Source organism: Streptomyces sp. NPDC058664 (genome assembly GCF_042716635.1).
Taxonomy (GTDB): domain Bacteria; phylum Actinomycetota; class Actinomycetes; order Streptomycetales; family Streptomycetaceae; genus Streptomyces.
The window spans coordinates 80,681-106,480 of sequence record NZ_JBHXRW010000005.1 but is presented as its reverse complement, the minus strand read 5'-3'; the positions used below and the strand labels follow the sequence as shown (position 1 = coordinate 106,480).

The window sequence follows — 25,800 nt, the reverse complement described above, 5'->3', positions numbered from 1 at the left end:
CCCTACGAGGTCGGACCGGGTGTCAGGTCGGTACGTGCGGGTACGCGGAACGCGAGGGTCAGAACTTGAGGCCGCCGACCATGTTCGCCACGTTCGTGGTGAGGGTGCTGATGGACGGAGCGATGGACGAGCTCGCCAGATAGAAGCCCAGGAGCGCGCAGACCGCCGCATGTCCCGCCTTCAATCCGGATTTCCGGATCAGAAGGAAGACGACGATCGCCAGCAGCACCACCACGGAGATCGAGAGTGCCACGGCGGTTCACCTCCACACTTCTTCGGTCGGATATTCGAGCGGTTCGGTCGATCAGCATGTGCCAGGGGACATGCCGATCGGATGCATACCCACCTAGCGCTACGGATCATAACTATCCGTGCGGCCGCATCGATCGGCGGACGGAGGCACGAGGGGGGCGCACGGCGCTAGTTTCAGCCGCATGACCTTGTCTCGACAGCAGTCGGCCACACCCTCGGCCGGGCTCTCCTTCCCCCGCCAGCACGCCAGGACCCAGCGGTTCACCCTGGGGGTCCCGCGTGCCTTCTCGATCTCCCCGGACGGGGAGCGCGTGGTGTTCGTCAGGTCCGCGTCGGGGACCGACCGTTCGCACCGGCTCTGGGTCCTCGACCTGCCCCGCGACGGCGGCGCGCCCGGGGAACGGGTGGCGGCCGATCCCGAGGTGCTGCTCGCGGGGGCGGAGGAGGAGCTCTCGCCGCAGGAGCGGGCGCGCCGGGAGCGGAGCCGGGAGGGCTCGGCCGGGGTGGTGTCCTACGCGGTGGACGGGGCGGTGGAGTTGGCGGCGTTCACCCTGTCGGGGCGGCTGTTCACGGCGGAGCTGCGGGCGGGGACGGCGCGGGAACTGCCGGTGCCGGGGCCGGTGATCGACCCCCGGCCCTCGCCGGACGGGCGGTTCGTGGCGTACGTGACGGGGGGCGCGCTGCGGGTGGTGGGCGCGGACGGCTCCGGGGACCGGGAGCTGGCCGTTCCGGAGGACGGGCACGTCTCCTACGGATTGGCCGAATTCATCGCCTCCGAGGAGATGGGCAGGGAGCGGGGTTTCTGGTGGTCCCCCGGCTCGGACCGGCTGCTCGTCGCGCGGGCGGACGACCGGGCGGTGCGGCGCTGGTGGATCGCCGACCCGGCGCATCCGGACCGGGAGCCGCAGTCGATGGCGTATCCGGCGGCCGGTACGGACAACGCGGAGGTCCGGCTGTTCGTCGTGGGCCTCGACGGGGGGCGTACGGAGGTGCGGTGGGACCGGGAGCGGTACCCGTACCTGGCGCGGGTCCACTGGTCGGCGGCCGGGGCTCCGCTGCTCCTCGTCCAGGCGCGGGACCAGCGCGGACAGCTGTTCCTGGCGGTGGACCCGGAGTCCGGGGCGACGACGGCCGTACGGGAGGAGACGGATCCGGTGTGGCTGGAGCTGCTGCCGGGGGTGCCGGCGTGGGCTCCGGACGGGCGGCTCGTGCGCGTCACGGACGAGAGCGGCGCCCGGGCCCTGGCCGTGGGGGACAAGGCGCTCACCGGGGCCTCGCTGCACGTCCGGGCCGTGCTCGACATCGGGGACGGCGACGTCCTCGTGTCGGCGTCGGCGGGCGCGGACGCGGCCGTCCCCGAGACCGGTGAGGTCCATGTGTACCGGGTGACCGGCGCGGGCGCCGAGCGGCTGTCCGGGGGCGTCGGGGTGCACGGCGCCGTGCGCTCCGGGGCGGTGACCGTCCTCGTGTCGGCGCGGCCCGAGGCGCCGGGGAGCGTGGCGCGGGTGCTCCGGGACGGCGAACAGGTCGCGGTGGTGGGCTCGTACGCCAAGGAGCCGGTGATCACCGCCCGGGTGCGGCTCACGGAGGCGGGCGCGCGGCGGATCCCGTGCGCGGTGCTGCTGCCCTCCGGGTACGAGGAGGGTGACGGGCCACTGCCGGTCCTGATGGATCCGTACGGCGGTCCGCACGGGCCCCGGGTGGTCGCCGCCCACAACCCGCATCTGACGTCCCAGTGGTTCGCCGACCAGGGCTTCGCGGTGGTCGTGGCGGACGGACGGGGCACGCCGGGCCGCTCCCCCGCCTGGGAGAAGGCGATCGCGCGGGACTTCTCGCCGACCCTCGACGACCAGGTGGAGGCGCTCAGGGCGCTCGCCGGGCGCTTCCCGCTCGATCTGGAGCGGGTCGCGATCCGTGGCTGGTCGTACGGCGGTTACCTGGCGGCACGGGCGGTGCTCCAGCGGCCGGACGTGTTCCACGCGGCCGTCGCGGGTGCGCCGGTGGCGGACTGGAGGCTGTACGACACCCACTACACGGAGCGGTACCTCGGCACTCCGCAGGACGATCCGGAGGTGTACGCGGCGCAGTCGCTGCTCACCGACGACGGCCTCTCGTCGCCGGAGGTCCCGGTGCGGCCGATGATGATCGTGCACGGTCTCGCGGACGACAACGTGGTGGTCGCGCACGCGCTGCGGCTGTCCTCCGCGCTGCTCGCGGCGGGCCGGCCGCACGAGGTGCTGCCGCTGACCGGGGTCACCCACATGACGCCGCAGGAGCAGGTCGCGGAGAACCTGCTGCTGCTCCAGGTGGACTTCCTGAAGCGGTCCTTGGGGCTCGTGGAGGACGTGGAGGAGAGCTGAGTCACCATCCCCGACACCAGCCCCGAGTCACCGGCGCCGGGTCACCAGCCGGGCGGCGGCGGGTACGGCGGCGCCGGGGGCGGCATCCGGACCGGCGGGTAGGGGCCGGGCGCGGCGGCGGGGGCGCCGCGTCCGGCGAGGAGGACGAGCACCGCGACGCCGGCGAGCAGTCCGAAGAACGCGCTGAGGACGTCCATCCGGTCGGCTGTCGCGATGTCCGCGAAGCGGCCGACGAGTTCGTACCGGGCGGTCCGCGCGACCTCGGCGATGCCGTAGGCCGTGAGGAAGACGCCGGCGAGCAGCCCGTAGGACCGGCTGTGGCGGGCCCGTACGAAGGCGGAGACGGCGGCCGTGCCGTACAGGGCGACGAGGACGACGGAGAGCCAGCCGGGCGGGGGCGCGAGGGCCGCCTTGATGACGGACCGGCCGCCGACGAACCGGTCGACGGTGATCTCCAGGGGCAGTTCGGTGGCCCAGTACAGCTCCCACAGGACCGCGACGAGCGCGGCGACGGCGAGCAGGATCCCGGCGGCGACCGCGGGGCCGGTGCGGGGACGGGTGGCGGGCTGTTCGTACGCGGCGGTGACGGGGCGGCGGCCGACGGCGGCGGTGATGACGAGACCGGTGGCGAGGGCCAGTTCGAGGAAGGCGGTGACGAGGGCCCCGCTGTCGGACGCCCAGAGGCCGGGCAGCCGCAGGGCGAGGGTGGCGGCGCCGGTCGCGGCGAGCGCGGAGGCCGCGTGGCGGGAGCGGAGGGCGGCGACGACGGTGGCGACGGAGGCGGCGAGGAGCACCGGGTCGACGAGGGAGGTGGCGGACCGCCCCCGGATGAGGAAGTGGTGGTCCCCCGCCCAGTACCACGCGAGGTCTGCGGGCGAGCCGAGCGCGGCGAGGTCCTTGAGGATCCACACGGCGGCGATGAGGGCGAGCGCGGCGCAGAGCGCGGCGCCCGTGAGTCGTGCCGGTCGTGTCACAGTCACGGTCCCGATACTCACGGTCGCCACCCGCCGAAACAAGCGGTTCCGCGGAACCCGCGCGCATCAGGCCGGGATGCTCCTGAGAACCGGCGAGTGAGCCGAAGGGGCGCGGCCGGGGGAACACGCCCGAGCGCGCGGAGCCTCCGAGGAACGAGGGGGCGAGCACGGTCGGGCGTGTGAGCCCGGCTTGAGCGCCCCGGAGGCGAACCGAGCCAAAAAAGGGGGCACCGGCCGGGGGCGTCGTCGACGCCCCCGGCCGGCTCACGGCACCCGCACGGCCGTACGTTGTCGAGTGTGTCGTGTCCGTATATCGGAGCCGCTTCCGGCGCGTTGCCCGCGCGTTAAGGCGCTTCGGGCTTGCGGAAGCGGTCACCCGGAGGGGATTCGGGTCCGTTCGCGTCGTGCTCCGGCGGGACGACCTGCTTCTCCTCGGCGAAGTGGCAGGCCGAGTCGTGTCTCGCCGGGCTGTCGGTGAGGCGGAAGACCGCGGGGACGGCGAGGAGCGGGACTTCCTGGGCGCAGCGTTCCTGGGCCTTCCAGCAGCGGGTGCGGAAGCGGCAGCCGGAGGGGATGTTGGCCGGGGAGGGCACGTCGCCGGTGAGGATGATGCGTTCGCGGTGGGCCCGCGCCTCGGGGTCGGGGACCGGGACGGCGGAGAGCAGCGCCTGGGTGTAGGGGTGGGTGGGGTGGTCGTAGATCTGGTTCTCGGTGCCGATCTCGACGATCCGGCCGAGGTACATGACGCCGACGCGGTCGGAGATGTGCCGGACGATCGACAGGTCGTGGGCGATGAAGACGTACGACAGGGAGAACTCGGTCTGGAGGTTGTCCAGGAGGTTGACGACCTGGGCCTGGACGGAGACGTCGAGGGCGGAGACCGGTTCGTCGGCGACGATGATCTCGGGCTGGAGGGCGAGGCCGCGGGCGATGCCGATGCGCTGGCGCTGACCGCCGGAGAACTGGTGCGGGTAGCGGTTGATGTACTCGGGGTTGAGGCCGACGACGTCGAGGAGGTCCTGGACCTTCTGCCGGCGGGAGCCCTTGGGGGCGACCTCGGGGTGGATCTCGTACGGCTCGCCGATGATGTCGCCGACCGTCATGCGCGGGTTGAGCGAGGTGTACGGGTCCTGGAACACCATCTGGATGTTGCGGCGGACGGCCTTGAGGGCGCGCGGGGAGAGTGTGCTGATGTCCTCGCCCTTGTAGCGGATCGAGCCGGACGTCGGCCGTTCCAGGTTGACCAGCATCTTCGCCACGGTCGACTTGCCGCAGCCGGACTCGCCGACGATGCCGAGGGTCTCTCCTGCGGCGAGGTCGAAGTCGACGCCGTCGACCGCCTTGACGGCGCCGACCTGCTTCTTGAAGAGGACGCCCCGGGTGAGCGGGTAGTGCTTGTGGAGGCCCCGGACTTCGAGGATCGCTTCGGGCGTCCTGGTCGTCTCGGACGCCCCGGTCGTCCCGGCCCCCTCAGCGGTCTCAGCCATGGAGGCACTCCTTCCAGAAGTGGCAGGCGCTGGTGCGCGGTACCGGGGACTCGGTCACCTCGTACAGCGGGGGTACGTCGGTCCGGCAGCGGTCCCTGGCCAGCGGGCAGCGGGGGTTGAAGGCGCAGCCGGGCGGGATGTTCAGCAGGTTGGGCGGCAGTCCCTTGATCGCGTACAGCTCCTGGCCCTTCTGGTCCAGGCGCGGGATCGATTCGAGGAGGCCCTTGGTGTAGGGGTGGGCGGGGGCCTTGTAGATCTCGTGGACGGGGGCGCGTTCGACGATCCGGCCGGCGTACATGACGGCGATCTTGTCGGCGACGTCGGCGACGACCCCGAGGTCGTGGGTGATGAGGATGAGGCCCATGTGGAGTTCGCGCTGGAGCTCGGCGAGCAGGTCCATGACCTGGGCCTGGACGGTGACGTCGAGGGCGGTGGTGGGCTCGTCGGCGATGATCAGCTCGGGTTCGAGGGCGAGTGCCATCGCGATCATGATGCGCTGGCGCATGCCGCCGGAGAACTGGTGCGGGTACTGGCCGACGCGTTCCTTGGCGGCGGGGATGCGGACCCGGTCCATCAGTTCGACGGCCTTGGCCTTGGAGTCCTTCCGGGACATGCCCTGGTGGACCTGGAACATCTCGCCGAGCTGGTCGCCGACGCTGATGACGGGGTTGAGGGAGGACAGGGCGTCCTGGAAGATCATCGCCATCTTGGCGCCGCGGACCTTGCGCCGGTCCTCCTCCTTGAGCTTCAGGAGGTCCTGGCCCTGGAAGAGGATCTCGCCTTTGGTGATCCTGCCCGGGGGGATGTCGAGGATGCCCATGACGGCCTGGGCGGTGACGGACTTGCCGGAGCCGGACTCGCCGAGGACGGCGAGGGTCTCGCCGGCGTCGACGGAGTAGTCGACGCCGTTGACCGCCTTGGCGACGCCCTCGCGGGTGTGGAACTCCACGTGCAGGTCGCGCACTTCGAGCAGCATGGGTCCCTACCTCAGCTTGGGGTCGAGGGCGTCGCGGACGGCGTCGCCGAGCATGATGAAGGCGAGCACGGTGATGGCGAGCGCGCCGGAGGGCCAGAGCAGCATGTGCGGGGCGTTGCGCACGTAGGCGGCGGCCGAGGAGATGTCGATGCCCCAGGAGACGGTGGGGGGCTTGAGGCCGACGCCGAGGAAGGAGAGCGTGGCTTCCAGCGAGATGTACGTGCCGAGGGCGATGGTCGCGACGACGATGACGGGCGCGAGCGCGTTGGGCGTGATGTGCCGGAGCATCATCCGCGAGTTGGAGGCGCCGAGCGCGCGGGCGGCCTGCACGTAGTCGTTCTGCTTGACGGTGATGACGGAGCCGCGGGCGATGCGGGAGAGCTGCGGCCAGCCGAGGAGCACCATGAAGCCGATGACGGGCCAGACGCTGTTGTTGCTGACGACGGAGAGCAGGACGAGGCCGCCGAGGATGACGGGGATCGCGAAGAAGACGTCGGTGATGCGGGAGAGGAAGCCGTCCCAGGCGCCGCCGTAGAAGCCGGCGAGGCCGCCGAGGACGGAGCCGAGGAGGGTCACGCCGAGGGTGGCGAAGAGGCCGACCTGGACGGAGGCCCTGGCTCCGTAGACCGTACGGGTGTAGACGTCGCAGCCCTGGCCGTTGAAGCCGAAGGGGTGACCGGGCTGGGAGCCCTCCTGCGCCTTGGAGAGGTCGCAGTCCAGGGGGTTGCCGCTGGCGATGAGCTGCGGCCAGATGGCGATGACCACCAGGAAGACGATGATCAGCCCGGAGATGATGAAGACCGGGTTCCGGCGAAGGTCGTGCCAGGCGTCGGACCAGAGGGAGCGGGGCTTCTTGTCGGCACCGGTGCCCTGGGGGCCGCCCGGGGTCTTCTCCAGCGTCTCGCCCTCGTCCATCGCGAGGTCGGTCCCGCCTCCGGCTCCGGTGTGGTTGATCGCGCGGCCGTCGTCGAACGGCTGAGGCTGCTCAGGCATAGCGGATCCTCGGGTCAAGGACGGCGTACAGGAGGTCGACGAGCAGGTTCGCCACCAGGAAGACCAGGACGAGGACGGTCACGAAGCCGACCACGGTCTGGGTGTTCTGGCGCAGGATGCCCTGGTAGAGCTGGTAGCCGACGCCGTGGATGTTGAAGATCCGTTCGGTGACGATGGCTCCGCCCATGAGCGCGCCGATGTCCGTTCCGATGAAGGTCACCACCGGGATGAGGCTGTTGCGCAGCAGGTGACGGGTGATGACCCGGCGGCGGGGCAGACCCTTGGCGACGGCGGTGCGGACGTAGTCGGCTCGTTTGTTCTCGGCGATGGAGGTCCGGGTGAGCCGGGTGACGTACGCGAGGGAGACCGAGGCGAGGACGAGTCCGGGGACGATCAGCTCGCCGAACGTGGCCTCGCTGGAGACGGCCGGTTTGATCCAGCCCCACTTCACGCCGAGGAGGAGCTGGAGCAGCAGGCCGGTGACGAAGGTCGGCACGGAGATGACGACCAGGGTCAGCAGCAGCACGGTGGTGTCGACGGGACGCCCGCGCTTGAGGCCGGTGAGGACGCCGAGGCTGATGCCGATGACGATCTCGAAGAGGATGGCGACGATGGTGAGGCGGATGGTGACCGGGAAGGCGTTCGCCATCAGCTCGGTGACCTCCTGGCCGTTGAAGGCCGTGCCGAAGTCGCCGGTGAAGACGTTGCCCATGTAGGTCAGGTATTGCTGCCAGACGGGCTTGTCGAGGCCGAACTCCTTCTCGAGCTGGGCCGCGGTCGCCGGGTCGCACTGGCGGTCGCCGCACAGTCCGGCGATGGGATCGCCCATCACGTTCACCATCAGGAAGATCAGCAGCGTGGCGCCGAAGAAGACCGGGATCATCTGCAGCAGTCGCCGGATCACATAACGACCCATGGGGGGCTCCGGGGGTTGGCTCCGGGTGGGGGGTACCGGGAAGGCGTACGGCCCGGCGCGGGGGTCCGCGGGCCGGGCCGTACGCCTCCGACCTGCTACGGCGTCAGTTGACCTTGATCTGGTCGTAGACCGGGACGCTGAAGGGGTTCAGGGAGACGTTGGTGACCCGGTCCGAGTAGCCGGCGCTGCCGTTCTGGTACCAGAGCGGGACGGCGCCCATGTCGTCGCGGAGGACTTCCTCGGCCTGCTGGAAGAGTCCGACGGCCTTGGCGGTGTCCGCCTCGGCGTTGGCCTGGTTGACGAGCTTGTCGAACTCGGGGTCGGTGTACTTGCCGTCGTTGGACGAGGCGTTGGTGTAGTAGAGCGGCTGCAGGAAGTTCTGGATGAGCGGGTAGTCCATCTGCCAGCCGGCGCGGAAGGGGCCGGTGAGCTTCTGCGTGGTGACCTGGTTGCGGTAGTCGGCGAAGGTGCCGACGGGGTTGCCGACGCAGGCGCGGTCGTTGCCGAGGGCGCGGTTGATGGAGTTGCAGACCGCGTCGACCCATTCCTTGTGGGAGCCGGTGTCGGCGTTGTACGAGATCTTCATGGTGCCGCCGGGGATGCCGCCGCCCTCCGCGACGAGCTTCTTCGCCTCGGCCGCGTCGTACTTGCAGAAGTCGCCGCAGATGTCCTTGTAGCCACCCTCCTCGCCGAGGACCGGGGAGGTCCAGTCGACGGCGGGGGTGCGGGTCTTCTGGAAGATCGTCTCGGTGATCTGGGCGCGGTCGATGGCCATGGAGAGGCCCTGGCGGAGCTTCTCCTGTCCTGGCTTGTTCCAGTTCGGGTCGTAGAACGGGAAGGACAGGGTCTGGATGATGCCGGCGGGGACGTTGATGTACCGGTCTCCGAGGTCGGCCTGGACGTTCTTGAGCTGGGAGGCGGGGACGTCGTCGACGAGGTCGAGGTTGCCGGCCGTCAGGTCGGTGTAGGCGGTGTTGTTGTCGGTGTAGACCTTGAGGGTCACGCCGCCGTTCTGCGCCTTGTCGGTCCCGGGGTAGCCGTCCCAGCGCTTCAGGGCCATCTGGGAGCCCTTGGAGTACGAGTCGACGGTGTACGGGCCGTTTCCGACGGGCTTCGAGAGCCAGGCCGCGTGGTCGTCGAAGAAGGCCTTGGGGAGCGGCGCGAAGGCGACGTAGCCCAGGGTGACGGGCCAGGTGGAGAACTTCTGGGTGAGCTTGACCGTGAAGGTCTGGGGGCCGGTGACCTTGAGGCCGGACATGGTCTCGGCGGTCGGCTCGCCCTTCTCGGGGTGGACCTGGTCGTAGCCCTCGATCTGGCCGAAGAAGTAGGCGTTCTTCTGGTTGTTCTTCAGATGGGCGCCGTAGTTCCAGGCGTCGACGAAGGACTGGGCGGTGACCTTCTCACCGTTGGAGAAGGTCCAGCCGTCCTTGACCGTGATGGTGAAGTTGGTCGAGTCGGTGGTCTCGATCTTCTCGGCGAGCATGTCCTTGGCCTCGCCGGTCTTCGGGTCGTACTGCTTGAGTCCGCGGAAGATCATGGAGAGGACCTTGCCGCCCTGGACCTCGTTGGTGTTGGCGGGCTCCAGCGGGTTCTGCGGGTCGCCCCACGAAGAACTCACGATGCCGTCGGCACCCCCGCCGCCACCGCCGCTGTCGCCGCCACCGCAGGCGGTCGCCGCGAGGGCGACGGCGGTGGCCAGAGCGGCCCACTTGGCGTGCGTGGCTCCGCGCATGGAGTGCCTCCCGAATGTCCTAAGCGTGACTTAGGCCCCAATATCACCCGATATTGACGGGGGTGCACTTTTACGACGACCGGATGGACGCCCCGCTCTCCGTGACACGACGAAGGGCGCCCCGATCCGTACGTACGGATCGGGGCGCCCTTCGTCCTGACGCGCTCGGTGAACCAGCGCGTCAGGACTTCGGTGCGTCAGTGCACCGGGACGACCTGCTTCTCCTCGGCGAAGTGGCACGCCGAGAAGTGCGCGGCCGGGGTGTCCTGGCCCTGGAAGCGCTGCGGGACCGCGAGGAGCGGCGTCTCCTGCGCGCACTTCTCCTGCGCCTTCCAGCAGCGGGTGCGGAAGCTGCAGCCCGACGGCGGGTTCGCCGGCGAGGGGACGTCACCGGTGAGGATGATCCGCTCGCGGTGCGCGCGGGCCTCCGGGTCCGGCACCGGCACCGCGGAGAGCAGCGCCTGCGTGTACGGGTGCGTCGGGTGCTCGTAGATCTGCTCGTCCGTACCGATCTCGGCCATCTTGCCGAGGTACATGACGCCGACGCGGTCCGAGATGTGCCGGACGATCGACAGGTCGTGCGCGATGAAGAGGTAGGAGAGGTTGAACTCGTCCTGGAGCTTCTCCATCAGGTTGATGACCTGCGCCTGGACGGAGACGTCCAGGGCCGACACCGGCTCGTCGCAGATGATGATCTCCGGGTTGAGCGCGAGGCCGCGGGCGATGCCGATGCGCTGGCGCTGACCGCCGGAGAACTGGTGCGGGTACCGGTTGATGTACTCGGGGTTGAGACCGACGACGTCGAGGAGCTCCTGCACCTTGCGGCGCCGGTCGCCCTTCGGGGCCACCTCGGGGTGGATGTCGAAGGGCTCCCCGATGATGTCGCCGACCGTCATGCGCGGGTTGAGCGAGGTGTACGGGTCCTGGAACACCATCTGGATGTTGCGGCGGACGGCCTTCAGCGCGCGCCCGGACAGCTTGGTGATGTCCTGGCCCTTGTAGAAGACCTCGCCGGCGGTGGCCCGCTCCAGGTTCATCAGGAGCTTGGCGACCGTGGACTTGCCACAGCCGGACTCGCCCACGATGCCGAGGGTCTCGCCCTGGTAGAGGTCGAAGGAGACCCCGTCCACGGCCTTGACCGCGCCGACCTGCTTCTTGAAGAGGATGCCCTGCGTCAGCGGGAAGTGCTTCTTCAGGCCACGCACCTGGAGGATCGGCTCACCGCGGCCCACGGGCGCCTCGATGGCGGCTACGGCCTCCGCCTCGGATGCGGCCACGGCCTCGTCGTTCTTGCTGAGGTCAGCCATGGATCGTCTCCTTCCAGAAGTGGCAGGCGCTCTTACGGCCCGGGAGATCCGCGCCGTCCTGCTCGGTGACCGGCGTCAGGGCCGGGATCTCCGTACGGCAGATGTCGTCGGCCTTGGGGCAGCGCGGGTTGAAGGCGCAACCGGAGGGCACGCGGAGCAGGTTGGGCGGCAGGCCCTTGATCGCGTACAGCTCCTGGCCCTTCTGGTCCAGGCGCGGGATCGAGTCCAGGAGGCCCCGGGTGTACGGGTGCGCGGGGCGGCCGTACAGCTCGTGCACCGGCGCCTGCTCGACGATCCGGCCGGCGTACATCACGGCGATCTTGTCCGCGACGTCGGCGACGACGCCGAGGTCGTGGGTGATCAGGATCAGGCCCATGTTGTATTCCCGCTGGAGCTCCGCGAGGAGGTCCATGACCTGGGCCTGGACGGTCACGTCGAGAGCCGTGGTGGGCTCGTCGGCGATGATCAGGTCCGGCTCCAGCGCGAGCGCCATGGCGATCATGATGCGCTGGCGCATGCCGCCGGAGAACTGGTGGGGGTAGTCGGAGACCCGCGCCGCGGCGGCGGGGATCTTGACCTTGTCCATCAGCTCGATGGCCTTGACCTTGGCGTCCTTCTTGGACAGGCCCTGGTGCACCCGGAACATCTCGCCGAGCTGGTAGCCGACGCTGAGGACCGGGTTGAGGGAGGACAGCGCGTCCTGGAAGATCATCGCGATCTTCCGGCCGCGGATCTTCCGGCGCTCCTCCTCGGACATCTTCAGCATGTCCTGGCCGCGGAACAGGATCTCGCCCTGCGGGATCTTGCCGGGCGGCATGTCGAGGATGCCCATGATGGCCTGCGCGGTGACGGACTTGCCGGAGCCGGACTCGCCGAGGACGGCGAGGGTCTCGCCGGCGTTCACCGAGTAGTTGACACCGTTGACCGCCTTGGCCACACCGTCACGGGTGTGGAACTCGACGTGCAGGTCGCGGACTTCGAGCAGCGGACCGTTGTGGTCGGCGCCGTCGCGCGGCGCCGGGACGGCCGCGGTCTTGTCGATGATGCTCATCTTTTACGCCCTCCTCAGCGCAGCTTGGGGTCGAGGGCGTTGCGGACGGCTTCGCCGAGCATGATGAACGCCAGAACGGTGAGGCTCAGCATGATCGACGGGTACAGCAGGATGTGCTGCGACGTACGGATCGCCTGAACACCCGCGGAGATGTCGACACCCCACGAGACGGTCGGGGAGGCAAGGCCCAGGCCCAGGTAGGACAGGGTGGCCTCGGCCGAGATGTAGCCGCCGAGCGCGATGGTCGCGACGACGATCACGGGGGCCATGGCGTTGGGCAGGATGTGCCGGAAGAGGATCCGGGTCGTGCCGGCGCCGAGGGCCTTCGCCGCGTGGACGTAGTCGGCGTGCTTGACCGTGATCACGGCACCGCGCATGACGCGGGCCATCTGCGTCCAGCCGAGGAAGGCGAGGGCGAAGACGACGACCCAGACGGTGCGGTCGACGAACGCCTGCAGGACGACCATGGCGCCGAGCAGGAACGGGATGCCGAAGAAGATGTCGGTGATCCGGGACATGAGCGCGTCGATCCAGCCGCCGAAGTAGCCGGCGATCATGCCCGTGATGCCGCCGACGACGGTGACGATCGCGGTGACGCAGATGCCGACGATGATCGAGGCACGGGTGCCGTAGATCAGTCGGGCGTAGACGGAGCGGCCCTGGATGTCGTAGCCGAGCCAGCCCTCCGAGCCGATGTTGCCGAGATCGGGCTTGCCCACGTAGTGCCGGACGAGGTCACCCGTGGTGGGCGAGGCGCTGGTGAACAGGCTCGGGAAGGCGGAGATCAGCAGCAGGAAGAAGATCAGCACCGACGACACGATGAAGTACGGGTTGCGGCGCAGGTCGCTCCAGGCGTCGCCCCAGAGGCTGCGCGCCTTCTCGCCCTTGATGTCGGCCACGTCCACCGAGGGGGTGGTGACGGCGTCCCCGGTGGCGGCCGCGGTCGCGGTCTTGGTCACGTCAGGCATACCGGATCCTCGGGTCCAGGACCGCGTACAGCAGGTCGATGAGCAGGCTGGTGATGAGGTAGACGACGACCAGGATCGTGACGAGGCCGACGAGGGTGGTGCCCTCGCGCCGGGTGATCGACTCGTAGATCAGACCACCGACACCCTTGACGTTGAAGATGCCTTCGGTGACGACCGCGCCGCCCATGAGGGCGCCGATGTCGGTACCGAGGAAGGTGACGACCGGGATCAGCGAGTTGCGCATCAGGTGGACGCCGATGACGCGGCTCTTCGGCAGGCCCTTGGCGACGGCCGTGCGCATGTAGTCCGCGCGGAGGTTCTCCGCCATGGAGGTGCGGGTGAGCCGTGCCACATAGGCAAGGGAGAGACCGCCGAGGACGATGGCCGGAGCGATCATCTCGGAGAGCAACTGGTCGTTGCTGACGTTCGGTGCGATCCATCCGAGCTCGAAGGCGAACACCATCTTGATGATGAAGCCGAGCACGAAGACCGGGATCGAGATGATCAGCAGCGTGAAGATCAGGATGGCGTTGTCGGCCAGGCGGCCGGCGCGGAGACCGGCGATGACGCCGAGGCCGATGCCGAAGATGAGCTCGACGGCGAAGGCGAGCGCTGCGAGCTGCAGCGTGACGGGGAACGCGTCGCCCAGCACCTCGGTGACGGGACGGTCGTTGCGGAGCTGCGTCCCGAAGTCGAAGTGGAAGAGGATCCCGGTGATGTAATCCCAGTACTGCTTCAGGATGTGCTGGTCGAGACCGAGCTTGTGTCTGATCTCCGCGATGGTGGTGGGGGACGCGCCCTTGTCACCGAACAGTCCGGCCACGGGGTCGCCGGGCAGGCTGTAGACCATGAGGAAGATCAGCAGGGTTGTCCCGAAAAACACCGGGATCATCTGGAGCAGTCGTCGTGCGACATAGCGCCCCATCATGCCTCCGTTGAGATGTGACGGCCGCAGCCGAGGGCCCTCCCCCGACAGCCCTGCCCTGCTTACGGGCATGGCGATGTCGTGGAAGGGCCCCCCAGCCGCTGCGTAAGGCACCGAGACGGGACTGACGATCCGTCAGTCCCGAGACGGCGTGCGGACTACGCTTGGGTGATTACTTCGTGACCTCGACGCCGGTCAGGATCGGGTCGCCGTCCTGACCGTAAGCCACGCCCGAAACCTTCTCGGAGTAGCCCGCGTTGACCTTGTAGTACCAGAGCGGGATCGACGGCATGTAGTTGACCAGCTCCTTCTCGATCGCCTGGAACTGCTTCACAGACTCGTCGAGCGTCGGAGCCGAGTCGGCCTTGGCGATCTTCGCGTCCAGCGCCTTGTTCGAGAAGTCGCCCTGGTTGCCCGCCGCACCCGTGCGGAACAGGTCCGAGATGAAGTTGGCGTTCACCGGGTAGTCGAGCACCCAGCCGGAGCGGTAGATCGACTTGACCTGCTTGGTCTTACGGGCGTTCAGGTCGGCCTGGAAGTCCGGCTTGCCGTCGCCGACACACTGGACGGACGTGGCCTGGGTGATGGAGTTGCAGACAGCGTCCACCCACTCCTTGTGGCCACCGTCGGCGTTGAACTGGATGGAGATCTTGTTGCCGGGGACGCCGCCGCCGGCCTTGATGAGCTCCTTGGCCTTCGCCGGGTCGAACTTGGTGACGCCGGCGCCACCGTCCTCCTGGAAGCCCAGGACGCCCTTGGCGACCCAGCCGGTCGCGGGCTCACGCGTACCCTGCAGCACCGTCTTGGTGATGGTGGCACGGTCGATCGCCATGGACAGACCCTGGATGACCTTCGGGTCGACCTGCTTCGGCTTCTTCCACTGGTCGGCGTAGAAGGCGATGGCCATCGTCTGGATCGCGGAGTACGGCTGGTCCACGGCGCGGTCGCCGAGGTCCTGGCGGTAGACCGGGAGGTCCTTCGGCGCGATCTGACGCAGGACGTCGACGTTGCCGGACTTCAGGTCCTCGTACGCGGCCTCGAGGGTGGTGTAGTTCTTGAAGACCACACCGCCGTTCTTCGCCTTGTTCGGGCCCTTGTAGTCGTCGTAGCGGACGATCTCGATCTTCTTCTTGTGGTCCCAGCTCTTGAACTTGTAGGGACCGTTGCCGACCGGCTTCTGGCCACCCGCGGCCGGGTCCTTGTAGAAGGACTCGGGGAGCGGGGCGAAGACGATGTAGGCGAGCTTGTGACCGAAGTACGGGACGGCCTTCGAGAGCTCGATCTTGAAGGTGGTCTCGTCGACGACGGTCAGACCATCGAGCTTCTCGGCGGTCTGCTTCGCACCCTCGGCGTCGGGGTGGACCTTCTCGAAGCCCTTGATGTCCGCGAACCAGGACGCGAGGCCCTGGGCGTTCTTCAGGCTGGCGTTCCAGTTCCACGCGTCCACGTAGGACTTCGAGGTCACCGGGGTGCCGTCGTGGAAGGTCCAGCCCGGCTTGAGCTTGACGGTCCAGGTCTTCGAGTCCGTCGTGGTGACCGACTCGGCGTTGATCATCTCCAGGGAGCCGTCGGCCTTGTAGTCGACCAGGGTCGAGAACAGGCCGGCCATCACGGCGGAGCCGTTGGACTCCATCGTGTCACCGGTGAGCAGGGGCTTCTCAGGCTCGCCCAGCTCCACGGAGAAAATCCCGTTCGGGTCAACAGCGCCCTTGGCGTCGCCGCCGTCGCTCTTACCCCCGCCACAGGCGGTCGCAGCAAGGGCAACGATGATCGCGCCCGTTACCCACTTGGCGCTCTTGGCACCGCGCATGGGTTCCTCCTCATGAGTCCACTTTTGTCACTACAAGAGGGGCACTCCGAGTTCGCCGACACCCCTGACGGCGTTGCACCCAAGTACCCCGAGTGTGCTCGTGAGTCGGCACTCCCCACAGTGCGTGACCCATTGACCCGAGCTCAATGGAGCCAACTATTAAGTACGTCCGGGCTGTAAACCACACTTAAGTGGTCTCGTTTTGACAACATCACCAGGCACCCAGATACCGAAATCCGGACAAACTGAGCACAGACAGACACCCGCGAAACGGACTGTTAACACACGTACCGGAGAGCGATGGTCGATATGCGGACACCCGGCCTCCGAAATGGAGTTGACCGAACTTGACGAAAAGCCCGGACCCCCACAGGTGTCTGTGGGGGTCCGGGCTCCGGTGCTGACGTCATGTCAGCGGAGAGCGGCGAAGATCACAGGTCGACGACCTACCCAGCCGCGCTCGGCCGTATGCGACCTTACTCAGCTGTTCTTGGCGCGGGAAGTCGCACGACCGCGCGCGTTCTGGTCGAGGATCACCTTGCGGATGCGCACGGCCTCCGGGGTCACCTCGACGCACTCGTCGTCGCGGCAGAACTCCAGGGACTGCTCCAGGGAGAGCTTGCGCGGCGGCACGATCGCCTCGAAGGAGTCGGCCGAGGAGGAGCGCATGTTGGTGAGCTTCTTCTCCTTGGTGATGTTCACGTCCATGTCGTCGGAGCGCGAGTTCTCGCCGACGATCATGCCCTCGTACACCTCGGTGCCGGGGTCGGTGAACAGGACGCCGCGCTCCTGGAGGTTCGTCATCGCGAAGGCGGTGACGGCGCCGGCGCGGTCGGCGACCAGCGAACCGTTGTTACGGGTCGTCAGCGTGCCGAACCACGGCTCGTGGCCCTCGTGGATCGAGTGGGCGATGCCCGTACCGCGGGTGTTGGTGAGGAACTCCGTACGGAAGCCGATGAGGCCACGGGACGGAACGACGAACTCCATGCGGACCCAGCCGGAGCCGTGGTTCGACATGTTGTCCATGCGGCCCTTGCGGACACCCATGAGCTGCGTGACCGCGCCCATGTGCTCCTCGGGCACGTCGACCGTGAGGCGCTCGACGGGCTCGTGCACCTTGCCGTCGACGAGCTTCGTGACGACCTGCGGCTTGCCGATGGTCAGCTCGAAGCCCTCGCGGCGCATCTGCTCGACCAGGATGGCGAGCGCGAGCTCACCACGGCCCTGGACCTCCCAGGCGTCGGGACGCTCGGTGTCGAGGACGCGGAGCGAGACGTTGCCGATGAGCTCGCGGTCCAGGCGGTCCTTGACCTGGCGGGCGGTGACCTTGCGCTGCTTGACCGCGGACTTGGCGTCCGCGCCCTTGCCCGTGCCACCGCGGCCGACGAGCGGCGAGGTGTTCGTACCGATGGTCATGGAGATGGCCGGCTGGTCGACCGTGATCAGCGGCAGCGCGATCGGGTTCTCCGGGTCGGCCAGCGTCTCGCCGATCATGATGTCCGGGATACCGGCGACGGCGCAGATGTCACCGGGGCCGGCGACCTCCGCCGGCTTGCGGGTGAGCGCCTCGGTCATCATCAGCTCGGTGATGCGGACGTTGGAGATCGTGCCGTCCCGCTTGATCCACGCGACCGTCTGGCCCTTGCGCAGCTCGCCCTGCTCGACGCGGAGCAGCGCGATGCGGCCGAGGAAGTTGTCGGCGTCGAGGTTGGTGACGTGGGCCTGGAGCGGGGCCTCCTCGTCGTACACCGGGGCCGGGACGTGCTCCAGGATGGTGGAGAAGAACGGCTCCAGGCTGTCGGAGTCCTGCGGGACCGTGCCGTTCTCCGGCTTGGTCAGCGAGGCGATGCCGTCACGGCCGCAGGCGTAGACGATCGGGAACTCGATCTGGTCCTCGTCCGCGTCCAGGTCCAGGAAGAGGTCGTAGGTCTCGTTGACGACCTCGTCGATCCGGGAGTCCGGGCGGTCCGTCTTGTTGATGCAGAGGATGACGGGCTTGCGCTGCTGGAGGGCCTTGCGCAGCACGAAGCGGGTCTGCGGGAGCGGACCCTCGGAGGCGTCCACGAGGAGGACGACCGCGTCCACCATCGAGAGACCGCGCTCGACCTCGCCACCGAAGTCGGCGTGGCCGGGGGTGTCGATGATGTTGATCGTGATCGGGGCCCCGCCGTCCTTGGGGTGATACTTCACCGCCGTGTTCTTGGCGAGGATCGTGATGCCCTTCTCACGCTCCAGGTCGTTCGAGTCCATCATGCGGTCGTCGAGCTGCTGGTGGGCGGCGAAGGCACCGGCCTGCTTGAGCATGGCGTCGACGATGGTCGTCTTGCCGTGGTCGACGTGGGCGACGATGGCGACGTTACGGATGTCGTGGCGCGTGGGCATGGGTGCTTGCGCTTCTCTCGGATCGTGGGATGCGGCGTCAGTTCCTCGTACGCCCGCCGGGCGGACGCGCCACGGCTACCTCCTATGGTACGGGGCTGCCGCGCAAGGGGCTTCCCCGCCCGGATCCGAGAGGGTCTACTGGGGGGTTCGCCGCCGCGCCCGGGGTGCGGCGCGACGGAGGTACGACAGAGGTACGACGGCGGTGCACGTGCGAGGGGGGCCTGCGAAGTGACAGTGGACGGGCCGGGTCAAGCGGCCGACGCGATCCTGCCCGCCGGGATCACCGGCGGGCAAGGAAATTGAGCTGCTTCTGAGGTTGTGACCTGCACTTTCAGAGCTTTCAGCGGTTTCGTTCCGCGCCCTTGGAGGATTCGGCCTTCTTGTAGCCGATGTCCTGGTAGCGGGGAGCGGCGAAACCCCAGGCCCCGGCGTTCACCAGATCGGCCTTGGCGGCGACGAGCTGGGGCCGCTGGTAGAGGGGGATGGAGCCGGCGGCGGCCCAGATACGGGCGTCGGCCTGGCGCACGAGCTCCCGGGCCTCCTCCTCGTCGAGCGTCCCCGCCGCTTGGTCGAACAACTGGTCGATACGATCGGTGCCGACCCGCGAGTAGTTCTGCTCGACCAGGAGCGAGCCATCCGACGCGGGCTCGGGCTTGGCGAAGATCGGCCGGGCGTCGGTCGCCGGGAAGGCGGAGGCCGGCCAGGAGTAGAGGGCCAGGTCGTAGTCGCCCGAGGCCACGTGGTCCTTGAAGAAGCTGTCGTCGGAGACCTTGGTGACCTCGGTGCGGATGCCGACCGCGTCGAGCATCCGGACGATCCGGTCGCCGACCGCGCGCAGCGACTCGGAGCCGGGGCCTGAGGGCAGGACGAAGCGGAGGCTGAGCGCCTTGCCGTCCTTGCCGAGGGCCTTGGCGGCCTCGGGCACGGCCGCGGGGGCGGCGGTGCCGCGCGGGGCGTAGGCCCCGGCGACGCCCTTGTCGGCCGGGTGGGCGGCACGGGCGGCGGCCGTGCCGGTGTCGAGGGCCTCGGCCCGGGCGAGGAGCGCGGCGCTCTGGCGGGCGGCGGCGGGGGCCGGGGCGAGGACGCGGGTGCCGTTCTCGGGGCCGGCGGCGGGGACGGCCGGGGCGGGGACGACGGCGGGGACGGCGGGAGCGGGGACGACGGCGGGGGCCGGGACGGCGGCGGGGGCGGCTCGGCGCTCGCCCGGCTTGTCGTCGCCGACGATGTAGAGGCCCTCGTCGGAGGCGGTGTCGCTGCCCTTCTCGTCCGCCGCCGCCTTCTTGTCCGCCGCTGCCTTCGGGGAGGCCTTCTCGCCGGCCTTCTTCTCTTCCTTCTCCCCTGCCTTCTTCTCGGCCTCGCTGCCCGCCTTGGTGCCCGCGTCCGCCGGCTTCCTGGCCGCGCCGCCCGGGACCCAGCCCGCGTCGGCGAGGAGCGCCCGCGCCTCCTCGGTGTCCTGCTCGCCGAGCGCGTCGCTGCTGTCGGCGTACGCCGCCTGCCCGGCGAGGGCCAGGTGACTGCCGGGAGGATGCGCCGGGAGGCCGAGCGGCTTCAGTACGGATTCGGCCAGCTCCTGGCGGTTGATGGCACGGGCCACCGCACGCCGTACCCGCTCGTCGGCGAGCGGGCCGGACTCGCCGTTCAGCGAGAGCTGGGTGTAGGCGGGCTCCAGGGACTTGCGGACCACGTACTTCGCCAGGGTGTCCTGCGTACTCGCGTACCGGGCGACGGCCTGCTGGTTCTGCTCACGGGCGGCCCGGACCTCCGCCGCCTTCTCCTCGTCGGACCCGTGGGCGAGCGCCCAGGACTCCAGGGCCTTGGAGGGGGTGATCGAGGACCCGGGGCCGTGGGCGAGCGCCGCCTGCGCGCCGCCGCGTCCGGCGCGGGCGTCGCGGAGCGCGAGGGCGATCCGCTCGGCGGTGGACCGGTCGATCTCGGCCAGGTCGAGGGTGCCGGCGGCGAGGGCGGCGGCGCGCTCGGCGCGGGGGACGGCCCTGAGGACGATGCTGTCGAGCTTGGCGGGCCGGCCCCACCAGCGGGGGTTGCGGGTGAGGGTGACATCGCCGTTCTTGCGGTCGGTCGCCTTCAGCAGGAACGGTCCTGCAGTGGCCTTGAGGGTGGTGCGGGCCCCGTCGTTGAAGGAGTCGGGAGAGCCCATCACCTCCTTCGGGTACAGCGGGGTGAAGAGGGACTGCCAGTCGGCGTAGGGCTTGGAGAAGGTGACCCGTACCTCCAGGTCGCTCTTGCCCCGCTCGATCTTCTCGATCCGCTCGTAGCCGGCGTTGCGGGCGGTCCAGTACGCGGTGTCGCGGCCGCTCAGCGCCCGCCACTGGGCCACGAAGTCGGGCGCCCCGATCTCGCGTCCGTCGCTCCACACCGCCTGCTGGTTGAGCTTGTAGAGGACGACCTGCTTGGGCTCCGTCTCGGCGACCTCCGCGGACTCCAGGTAGTCGGCGTTCCGCTGCGGCCTGCCCCGCTCGTCGAGCGTGTAGAGGGAGGGGAGCACGGCCCCCGCGATACGGGAGGTGGTGCCGTCGGCGTCGGCCTGGAAGGTGTTGAACGTGGCGGGCAGCGCGTCGACGGCCCAGCGCAGCGTGCCTCCGTCGGCGACCTCGTCGCGTGCCGCGGGCGCGTTGTCCTGGGCCGCGACCGGGGCGCCGTCGTTCCCGTCGTCGGAGCTGCATCCGGCGAGCACGGTGACGGCGAGGACGGCGCTGGTCAGGGTGGCGACGGAGCGGAGCGTGCGGGAGCGGGGGCTCCTGGAGCATGTCCTCCCGCGAGGGGCGCCGATCTGGGACATGACTTGTACCCCTTCGTCCAGATTCATTCCATTTGGAGATGATCACACCTATTGCTCATACACTGAAAAGGACGGAGTAGATCCGGCCACGGCGACACGACGGCAGTCCGGAAAACGCCACCCGTGCGGCCCAATCCCCCGAGGACCGGACGCTCCGGACGAGTGGAATCCGGTGCACATGGCTTCCCATGCGGGATGTGACGCGCGACACTCCTGCCGAAGCCGCTCGCGGAAGTGAGGGCGAACCATGTCCGTTCAGGACGATCTGGCGGCCGTCAGGCGCTGCCTCGAAGACCTGGTCCGCACGGTCGGACAGCTGGAGCGCTCCGTCATGGCGGCGGATCAGGGCGCGTCCCCGGCCCCGGCTTCCGGACGCGCCGAAGGCCGGGTGACCATCCCCGACGCCCCGTACGACAGCGGGCTGTGGACGGACACGGACGACGAGGGGCTCGGAGCACGTGACCGCCACGCGCCGTAGGACGTAGCGGCGCCCCAGGACGCACGGGCGCCGCGCAGGACCGGCGCCCAGGACGTACCGGCAACCGACCGTAGGAGGGCCTGTTGGCCACAGGTACGGAACCCCCCGGCGCGGCGACGGGGGTGCGCTCCCCCGGCCGCGCCGCCATCGCCGCCCGCCATCTGCGCACCGACCGGTGGTGGCTCTCCCCCGCGGCCACCGCCGCCGGACTCCTCGCCTTCGTCGTGTACTCGACCTGGCGGGCCTTCGCCAACGCCGACTACTACGCCGCCCCCTACGTCTCGCCGTTCTACTCGCCGTGTCTGGCGGAGAACTGCGTCCCCATGAAGGGCGGGCCGAACTGGGAGGTCTTCGGCAGCTGGTGGGGGCTCTCCCCCGCCCTGCTGATCCTGGTCTTCCCGCTCGGCTTCCGGCTGACCTGCTACTACTACCGGAAGGCCTACTACCGGGGCTTCTGGGCGGCTCCCCCGGCCTGTGCGGTGGCCGAACCCCACCGCGCGTACACCGGTGAGACCCGCTTCCCGCTGCTCCTCCAGAACCTCCACCGGTACTTCTTCTACGCGGCGCTGCCGGTGGCCGGAATCCTCACGTACGACACCGTGCTGACCTTCCGGAACGCCGACTACGCCTGGGGCCACGCCGGGCTCGGGACCGTCCTCTTCCTCGTCAACATCGCCCTCATCTGGGCGTACACCCTCTCCTGCCACTCCTGCCGGCACATCGTCGGCGGCCGGCTGCGGCACTTCTCGAAGCATCCCGTCCGTTACCGGCTCTGGACCTGGGTCGGCCGGCTCAACGCCCGCCACATGCTGCTCGCCTGGTCCTCCCTGCTCAGCGTCGCCCTCTGCGACCTGTACGTGTACCTGCTCGCCACCGGCACCTTCGACGACCCGAGGTTCTTCTGAGATGACGCACGTCGAGCGAGAGCAGTGGGACGTGGTCGTGGTCGGCGCGGGCGGCGCGGGGCTGCGGGCCGCGATCGAGGCACGCCGTGCGGGCGCCCGCACGGCGGTGATCTGCAAATCCCTCTTCGGCAAGGCGCACACCGTGATGGCCGAGGGCGGCATCGCCGCATCCATGGCGAACGTCCACCCGCAGGACGACTGGAAGACGCACTTCCGCGACACCATGCGCGGCGGGAAGTTCCTCAACCAGTGGCGGATGGCCGAACTGCACGCCCAGGAGGCCCCCGAGCGGGTCTGGGAGCTGGAGACCTGGGGCGCGCTCTTCGACCGCACACCGGACGGCCGGATCTCGCAGCGCAACTTCGGCGGCCACGAGTACCCGAGGCTCGCGCACGTCGGCGACCGGACCGGCCTGGAACTGCTCCGCACCCTCCAGCAGAAGACCGTGGCGCTCCAGCAGGAGGACCACCGCGAGACCGGCGACCACGAGGCGCGCCTGAAGGTCTTCCAGGAGTTCACCGTCACCCGCGTCCTCAAGGACGAAGGCGGGAGGGTCGCCGGGGTCTTCTGTTACGAGCGGGAGAGCGGGCGCTTCCTCGTCCTGGAGGCGCCCTCGGTCGTCCTCGCCACCGGCGGCATCGGCAAGTCCTTCAAGGTGACGTCGAACTCGTGGGAGTACACGGGCGACGGGCACGCGCTCGCGCTGCTCGCCGGGGCGCCCCTGGTGAACATGGAGTTCGTGCAGTTCCATCCGACCGGCATGGTCTGGCCGCCGTCGGTGAAGGGCATCCTCGTCACCGAGTCCGTACGCGGTGACGGCGGGGTGCTCCGGAACTCCGAAGGCCGGCGCTTCATGTTCGACTACGTCCCCGACGTCTTCAAGGAGAAGTACGCCGAGACGGAGGAGGAGGGCGACCGCTGGTACGAGGACCCCGACCGCAACCGGCGCCCGCCCGAGCTGCTGCCGCGCGACGAGGTGGCCCGGGCCATCAACTCCGAGGTGAAGGCCGGGCGCGGCTCCCCGCACGGCGGGGTGTTCCTCGACGTGTCGACCCGGATGACGGCCGAGGCGATCCGCCGCCGGCTGCCCTCGATGTACCACCAGTTCAAGGAGCTGGCCGACGTCGACATCACGGCGGAGGCCATGGAGGTCGGGCCGACCTGCCACTACGTGATGGGCGGGGTCGCCGTCGACTCGGAGACGGCCGCGACGGCCGGGGTGCCGGGGCTCTTCGCGGCAGGGGAGGTCGCGGGCGGCATGCACGGCTCCAACCGGCTCGGCGGCAACTCCCTCTCCGACCTGCTCGTCTTCGGACGGCGGGCCGGTCTGTACGCGGCGCAGTACGCGCTGTCGGGCGCCTCCGGCGGGGTCGTGCCGGCGGACGTCGAGGCCGCGGCGGCGGAGGCACTGGCTCCGTTCGCCGGGCCCGACGGACACGCTCCCGAGAACCCGTACACGCTCCACCAGGAGCTCCAGCAGACGATGAACGACCTCGTCGGGATCATCCGGCGGGAGGGCGAGATGACCGAGGCCCTGGAGCGGATCGCCGCCCTGCGGGCGCGGGCCCGGCGGATCTCGGTCGAGGGCCACCGGCAGTTCAACCCCGGCTGGCACCTCGCCCTCGACCTGCGGAACATGCTGCTCGTCGGCGAGTGCGTGGCCCGCGCCGCCCTGGAACGCACCGAGTCCCGGGGCGGGCACACCCGGGAGGACTACCCGGCGATGGACCGCGCCTGGCGGCAGGTGAACCTGCTGTGCCACATCGAGGGGGACGGCATCGGGCTCGAACGGGTCCGCACCGAGCCGATCCGCCCCGACCTGCTCGCCCTCTTCGAGTCGGAGGAGCTGGCCAAGTACCTCGCCGAGGAGGAGCTGGGGTCATGACGACGTACGACGCGAGGTTCCGGATCTGGCGGGGCGACGCCGGCGGCGGCGGGCTGACCGACTACACGGTGGAGGTGCACGACGGCGAGGTCGTCCTCGACGTCGTCCACCGCCTGCAGGCCACCCAGACGCCGGACCTCGCGGTGCGCTGGAACTGCAAGGCCGGCAAGTGCGGTTCGTGCTCGGCCGAGATCAACGGCAGGCCGCGGCTGCTCTGCATGACGCGGATGTCGGTGTTCGCGCGGGACGAGGTGATCACCGTGACCCCGATGCGCGCCTTCCCCGTCGTGCGCGACCTGGTCACGGACGTGTCCTTCAACTACGCGAAGGCCAGGGAGATCCCGGCGTTCGTCCCGCCCTCCGGGGTGGGCCCCGGCGAGTACCGGATGCGGCAGGAGGACGTGGAACGCTCGCAGGAGTTCAGGAAGTGCATCGAGTGCTTCCTGTGCCAGGACACCTGCCACGTGGTGCGCGACCACGAGGAGAACAAGGAGGCCTTCGCCGGGCCCCGCTTCCTCATGCGGATCGCGGAGCTCGACATGCACCCGCTGGACGCGGCGGAGGAGGCCGGGACCGACCGGCGGCGGACGGCGCAGGAAGAACACGGGCTCGGCTACTGCAACATCACCAAGTGCTGTACGGAGGTGTGTCCGGAGTCCATCCGCATCACCGACAACGCCCTGATTCCGCTGAAGGAGCGGGTCGTGGACCGGAAGTTCGACCCGCTCGTGTGGCTCGGCGACACCATCAGGCGGCGGAGGACGCCGTAGGTCCCGTGTCCGCGCCGGTGCCCGCTCCCGCACCTGCGCCCCAGCGGCCGAGGACCGGCTCGGCGAGGGTGCGGGCCGGGAGGCAGAGGGTCTGGCCGTGCCGGGCGAACAGCTCGTCGCGCGAGGCGAAGCGGCCGAGGTCCGTCCGGAGGTGGGCGGACAGGTCGCAGGGGGCCGAACCGGCACAGGCCGCCGGGGCGTCCCAGTCGACGGTGGTCCGGGCGACGGCCTCGAAGAGGGTCTCGGGGCCGGAGTTGGTGAACCCGCCCGGCCCCTCCGGAGCCTCGGCCGTCGGGGCCTGCTGGTCGGCGAAGAGTTCCGCGACCGGTACCCAGGCGCCGTCGAGCAGGAACTCCGGCCAGGCGAGCAGTACCTCCTCGGGCACGAAGGGGCGCAGCCTCGGGAAGCGCGGGTACCAGAACGCGCCGTCGACCAGCAGGCCCCGCACCCGGGTGGGCACGCCGAGCGACCGGGCCACCGCCTCCAGGACCGCCATGCGCTGACTGCAGGAACCGCGGCCGAGCCGGAGCGTCCGCGACACCCGGCGCAGGTCCTCCACGGAGTACACCGGCCGCACGGTGGCGGCGATGATCCCGTGGGCGGCCTTGAGCCGGTCCCGGTCCGTCACCGCGTCCCGCTCGTCCGCCGCCCGCCGCACCCGCGCCACGAGCGCGGTGACCCGGGGGTGCGCCAGGTCCAGGATCGGTGTGGGCCGGGTCGAGCCGGTGGGCTCCGCCGAGCGGGCGGGCCCCGCCCCGGCGGGCCGGAAGGGCATCAAGAGACGACTGGTCACGGCGTACTCCCCCTCTGCGCGACAACCTCTGCGCGGCGA

At 69.7% G+C, this 25,800-nt stretch carries 20 protein-coding genes; 5 read left to right on the top strand and 15 right to left on the bottom strand.

All coding sequences use genetic code 11. From position 1 onward, the window contains the following. Positions 1-58 precede the first annotated feature (58 nt). Positions 59-253 carry a hypothetical protein gene (locus ACFWUY_RS06240; RefSeq protein ID WP_030207665.1) on the bottom strand — a complete coding sequence of 65 codons (195 nt, stop codon included), beginning with the start codon at positions 251-253 and terminating at the stop codon, positions 59-61. A gap of 181 nt (positions 254-434) precedes the next feature. On the opposite strand from ACFWUY_RS06240, the gene ACFWUY_RS06235 reads away from it, so the two are divergent. Continuing rightward, positions 435-2,612 carry an alpha/beta fold hydrolase gene (locus ACFWUY_RS06235; protein WP_384102606.1) on the top strand — a complete coding sequence of 726 codons (2,178 nt, stop codon included), beginning with the start codon at positions 435-437 and terminating at the stop codon, positions 2,610-2,612. A 41-nt stretch (positions 2,613-2,653) separates the two neighbouring features. On the opposite strand, the gene ACFWUY_RS06230 is transcribed toward ACFWUY_RS06235, so the two are convergent. The 13 genes from ACFWUY_RS06230 to ACFWUY_RS06170 all read right to left on the bottom strand — a co-directional run bounded on the left by ACFWUY_RS06230 (position 2,654) and on the right by ACFWUY_RS06170 (position 20,930). After that, positions 2,654-3,592 carry a hypothetical protein gene (locus tag ACFWUY_RS06230; RefSeq protein ID WP_384102604.1) on the bottom strand — a complete coding sequence of 313 codons (939 nt, stop codon included), beginning with the start codon at positions 3,590-3,592 and terminating at the stop codon, positions 2,654-2,656. A gap of 338 nt (positions 3,593-3,930) precedes the next feature. Beyond that, a complete protein-coding gene (locus ACFWUY_RS06225; RefSeq protein WP_384102600.1) occupies positions 3,931-5,073 on the bottom strand; it encodes an ABC transporter ATP-binding protein in 1,143 nt (380 codons plus the stop codon). Next, positions 5,066-6,049 carry an ABC transporter ATP-binding protein gene (locus ACFWUY_RS06220; protein WP_384102598.1) on the bottom strand — a complete coding sequence of 328 codons (984 nt, stop codon included), beginning with the start codon at positions 6,047-6,049 and terminating at the stop codon, positions 5,066-5,068. Before ACFWUY_RS06220 ends, ACFWUY_RS06225 begins: the two co-directional genes overlap by 8 nt. A 6-nt stretch (positions 6,050-6,055) precedes the next feature. Next, positions 6,056-7,042 carry an ABC transporter permease gene (locus tag ACFWUY_RS06215; protein WP_384102596.1) on the bottom strand — a complete coding sequence of 329 codons (987 nt, stop codon included), beginning with the start codon at positions 7,040-7,042 and terminating at the stop codon, positions 6,056-6,058. Next, positions 7,035-7,958, bottom strand: coding sequence for an ABC transporter permease (locus tag ACFWUY_RS06210; protein WP_384102594.1), 924 nt, complete (start codon positions 7,956-7,958; stop codon positions 7,035-7,037). Before ACFWUY_RS06210 ends, ACFWUY_RS06215 begins: the two co-directional genes overlap by 8 nt. Before the next feature lie 103 nt (positions 7,959-8,061). Then, positions 8,062-9,690, bottom strand: a complete 1,629-nt coding sequence (locus ACFWUY_RS06205; RefSeq protein WP_384102591.1) for an ABC transporter substrate-binding protein — start codon at positions 9,688-9,690, stop codon at positions 8,062-8,064. A 197-nt stretch (positions 9,691-9,887) separates the two neighbouring features. Continuing rightward, entirely contained in the window at positions 9,888-10,997 is a 1,110-nt protein-coding gene (locus ACFWUY_RS06200) for an ABC transporter ATP-binding protein (RefSeq protein ID WP_384102589.1), read from the bottom strand. After that, on the bottom strand, positions 10,990-12,048 hold the full coding sequence (locus tag ACFWUY_RS06195) for an ABC transporter ATP-binding protein (RefSeq protein WP_384102587.1): 1,059 nt from the start codon (positions 12,046-12,048) through the stop codon (positions 10,990-10,992). Before ACFWUY_RS06195 ends, ACFWUY_RS06200 begins: the two co-directional genes overlap by 8 nt. A 14-nt stretch (positions 12,049-12,062) precedes the next feature. Beyond that, positions 12,063-13,016 (bottom strand): ABC transporter permease, encoded by a 954-nt coding sequence (locus tag ACFWUY_RS06190; protein ID WP_384102585.1) that lies wholly within the window; start codon positions 13,014-13,016, stop codon positions 12,063-12,065. Further along, positions 13,009-13,941: an ABC transporter permease gene (locus ACFWUY_RS06185; RefSeq protein ID WP_384102835.1), complete on the bottom strand. Its 933-nt coding sequence runs from the start codon at positions 13,939-13,941 to the stop codon at positions 13,009-13,011. Before ACFWUY_RS06185 ends, ACFWUY_RS06190 begins: the two co-directional genes overlap by 8 nt. A gap of 172 nt (positions 13,942-14,113) precedes the next feature. Then, positions 14,114-15,751 carry an ABC transporter substrate-binding protein gene (locus tag ACFWUY_RS06180; RefSeq protein ID WP_384102583.1) on the bottom strand — a complete coding sequence of 546 codons (1,638 nt, stop codon included), beginning with the start codon at positions 15,749-15,751 and terminating at the stop codon, positions 14,114-14,116. 480 nt (positions 15,752-16,231) lie between these two features. After that, positions 16,232-18,133, bottom strand: a complete 1,902-nt coding sequence (typA, locus tag ACFWUY_RS06175; RefSeq protein WP_384102581.1) for a translational GTPase TypA — start codon at positions 18,131-18,133, stop codon at positions 16,232-16,234. A 340-nt stretch (positions 18,134-18,473) separates the two neighbouring features. Beyond that, complete coding sequence (locus ACFWUY_RS06170; protein WP_384102579.1) at positions 18,474-20,930, bottom strand: ABC transporter family substrate-binding protein; 2,457 nt, start codon at positions 20,928-20,930, stop codon at positions 18,474-18,476. A 247-nt stretch (positions 20,931-21,177) separates the two neighbouring features. On the opposite strand from ACFWUY_RS06170, the gene ACFWUY_RS06165 reads away from it, so the two are divergent. The 4 genes from ACFWUY_RS06165 to ACFWUY_RS06150 all read left to right on the top strand — a co-directional run bounded on the left by ACFWUY_RS06165 (position 21,178) and on the right by ACFWUY_RS06150 (position 24,968). Beyond that, positions 21,178-21,408: a hypothetical protein gene (locus ACFWUY_RS06165; RefSeq protein WP_384102577.1), complete on the top strand. Its 231-nt coding sequence runs from the start codon at positions 21,178-21,180 to the stop codon at positions 21,406-21,408. An 83-nt stretch (positions 21,409-21,491) separates the two neighbouring features. Further along, the gene (locus ACFWUY_RS06160) at positions 21,492-22,313 is read left to right on the top strand and encodes a hypothetical protein (RefSeq protein ID WP_384102575.1); all 822 of its coding nucleotides are present in this window, start codon (positions 21,492-21,494) and stop codon (positions 22,311-22,313) included. A gap of 1 nt (position 22,314) precedes the next feature. Next, positions 22,315-24,198, top strand: coding sequence for a fumarate reductase/succinate dehydrogenase flavoprotein subunit (locus ACFWUY_RS06155; RefSeq protein ID WP_384102573.1), 1,884 nt, complete (start codon positions 22,315-22,317; stop codon positions 24,196-24,198). Further along, on the top strand, positions 24,195-24,968 hold the full coding sequence (locus ACFWUY_RS06150; protein ID WP_384102571.1) for a succinate dehydrogenase/fumarate reductase iron-sulfur subunit: 774 nt from the start codon (positions 24,195-24,197) through the stop codon (positions 24,966-24,968). The genes ACFWUY_RS06155 and ACFWUY_RS06150 overlap by 4 nt, the downstream gene beginning before the upstream one ends. Here ACFWUY_RS06150 and ACFWUY_RS06145 read toward each other — a convergent pair. Continuing rightward, positions 24,946-25,761 carry a transglutaminase domain-containing protein gene (locus ACFWUY_RS06145; protein WP_384102569.1) on the bottom strand — a complete coding sequence of 272 codons (816 nt, stop codon included), beginning with the start codon at positions 25,759-25,761 and terminating at the stop codon, positions 24,946-24,948. The genes ACFWUY_RS06150 and ACFWUY_RS06145 overlap by 23 nt on opposite strands. Positions 25,762-25,800: the final 39 nt, after the last annotated feature.

Excerpts from the sequence above, each read along its gene's own strand:
- ACFWUY_RS06190 (WP_384102585.1), bottom strand. The coding sequence starts at position 13,016 with ATGCCTGACGTGACCAAGACCGCGACCGCGGCCGCCACCGGGGACGCC.
- ACFWUY_RS06150 (WP_384102571.1), top strand. The coding sequence starts at position 24,195 with ATGACGACGTACGACGCGAGGTTCCGGATCTGGCGGGGCGACGCCGGC.
- ACFWUY_RS06195 (WP_384102587.1), bottom strand. The coding sequence starts at position 12,048 with ATGAGCATCATCGACAAGACCGCGGCCGTCCCGGCGCCGCGCGACGGC.
- ACFWUY_RS06210 (WP_384102594.1), bottom strand. The coding sequence starts at position 7,958 with ATGGGTCGTTATGTGATCCGGCGACTGCTGCAGATGATCCCGGTCTTC.
- ACFWUY_RS06180 (WP_384102583.1), bottom strand. The coding sequence starts at position 15,751 with ATGCGCGGTGCCAAGAGCGCCAAGTGGGTAACGGGCGCGATCATCGTT.
- typA (WP_384102581.1), bottom strand. The coding sequence starts at position 18,133 with ATGCCCACGCGCCACGACATCCGTAACGTCGCCATCGTCGCCCACGTC.
- ACFWUY_RS06185 (WP_384102835.1), bottom strand. The coding sequence starts at position 13,941 with ATGGGGCGCTATGTCGCACGACGACTGCTCCAGATGATCCCGGTGTTT.
- ACFWUY_RS06225 (WP_384102600.1), bottom strand. The coding sequence starts at position 5,073 with ATGGCTGAGACCGCTGAGGGGGCCGGGACGACCGGGGCGTCCGAGACG.
- ACFWUY_RS06235 (WP_384102606.1), top strand. The coding sequence starts at position 435 with ATGACCTTGTCTCGACAGCAGTCGGCCACACCCTCGGCCGGGCTCTCC.
- ACFWUY_RS06165 (WP_384102577.1), top strand. The coding sequence starts at position 21,178 with ATGTCCGTTCAGGACGATCTGGCGGCCGTCAGGCGCTGCCTCGAAGAC.
- ACFWUY_RS06170 (WP_384102579.1), bottom strand. The coding sequence starts at position 20,930 with ATGTCCCAGATCGGCGCCCCTCGCGGGAGGACATGCTCCAGGAGCCCC.
- ACFWUY_RS06155 (WP_384102573.1), top strand. The coding sequence starts at position 22,315 with ATGACGCACGTCGAGCGAGAGCAGTGGGACGTGGTCGTGGTCGGCGCG.
- ACFWUY_RS06220 (WP_384102598.1), bottom strand. The coding sequence starts at position 6,049 with ATGCTGCTCGAAGTGCGCGACCTGCACGTGGAGTTCCACACCCGCGAG.
- ACFWUY_RS06205 (WP_384102591.1), bottom strand. The coding sequence starts at position 9,690 with ATGCGCGGAGCCACGCACGCCAAGTGGGCCGCTCTGGCCACCGCCGTC.
- ACFWUY_RS06215 (WP_384102596.1), bottom strand. The coding sequence starts at position 7,042 with ATGCCTGAGCAGCCTCAGCCGTTCGACGACGGCCGCGCGATCAACCAC.
- ACFWUY_RS06200 (WP_384102589.1), bottom strand. The coding sequence starts at position 10,997 with ATGGCTGACCTCAGCAAGAACGACGAGGCCGTGGCCGCATCCGAGGCG.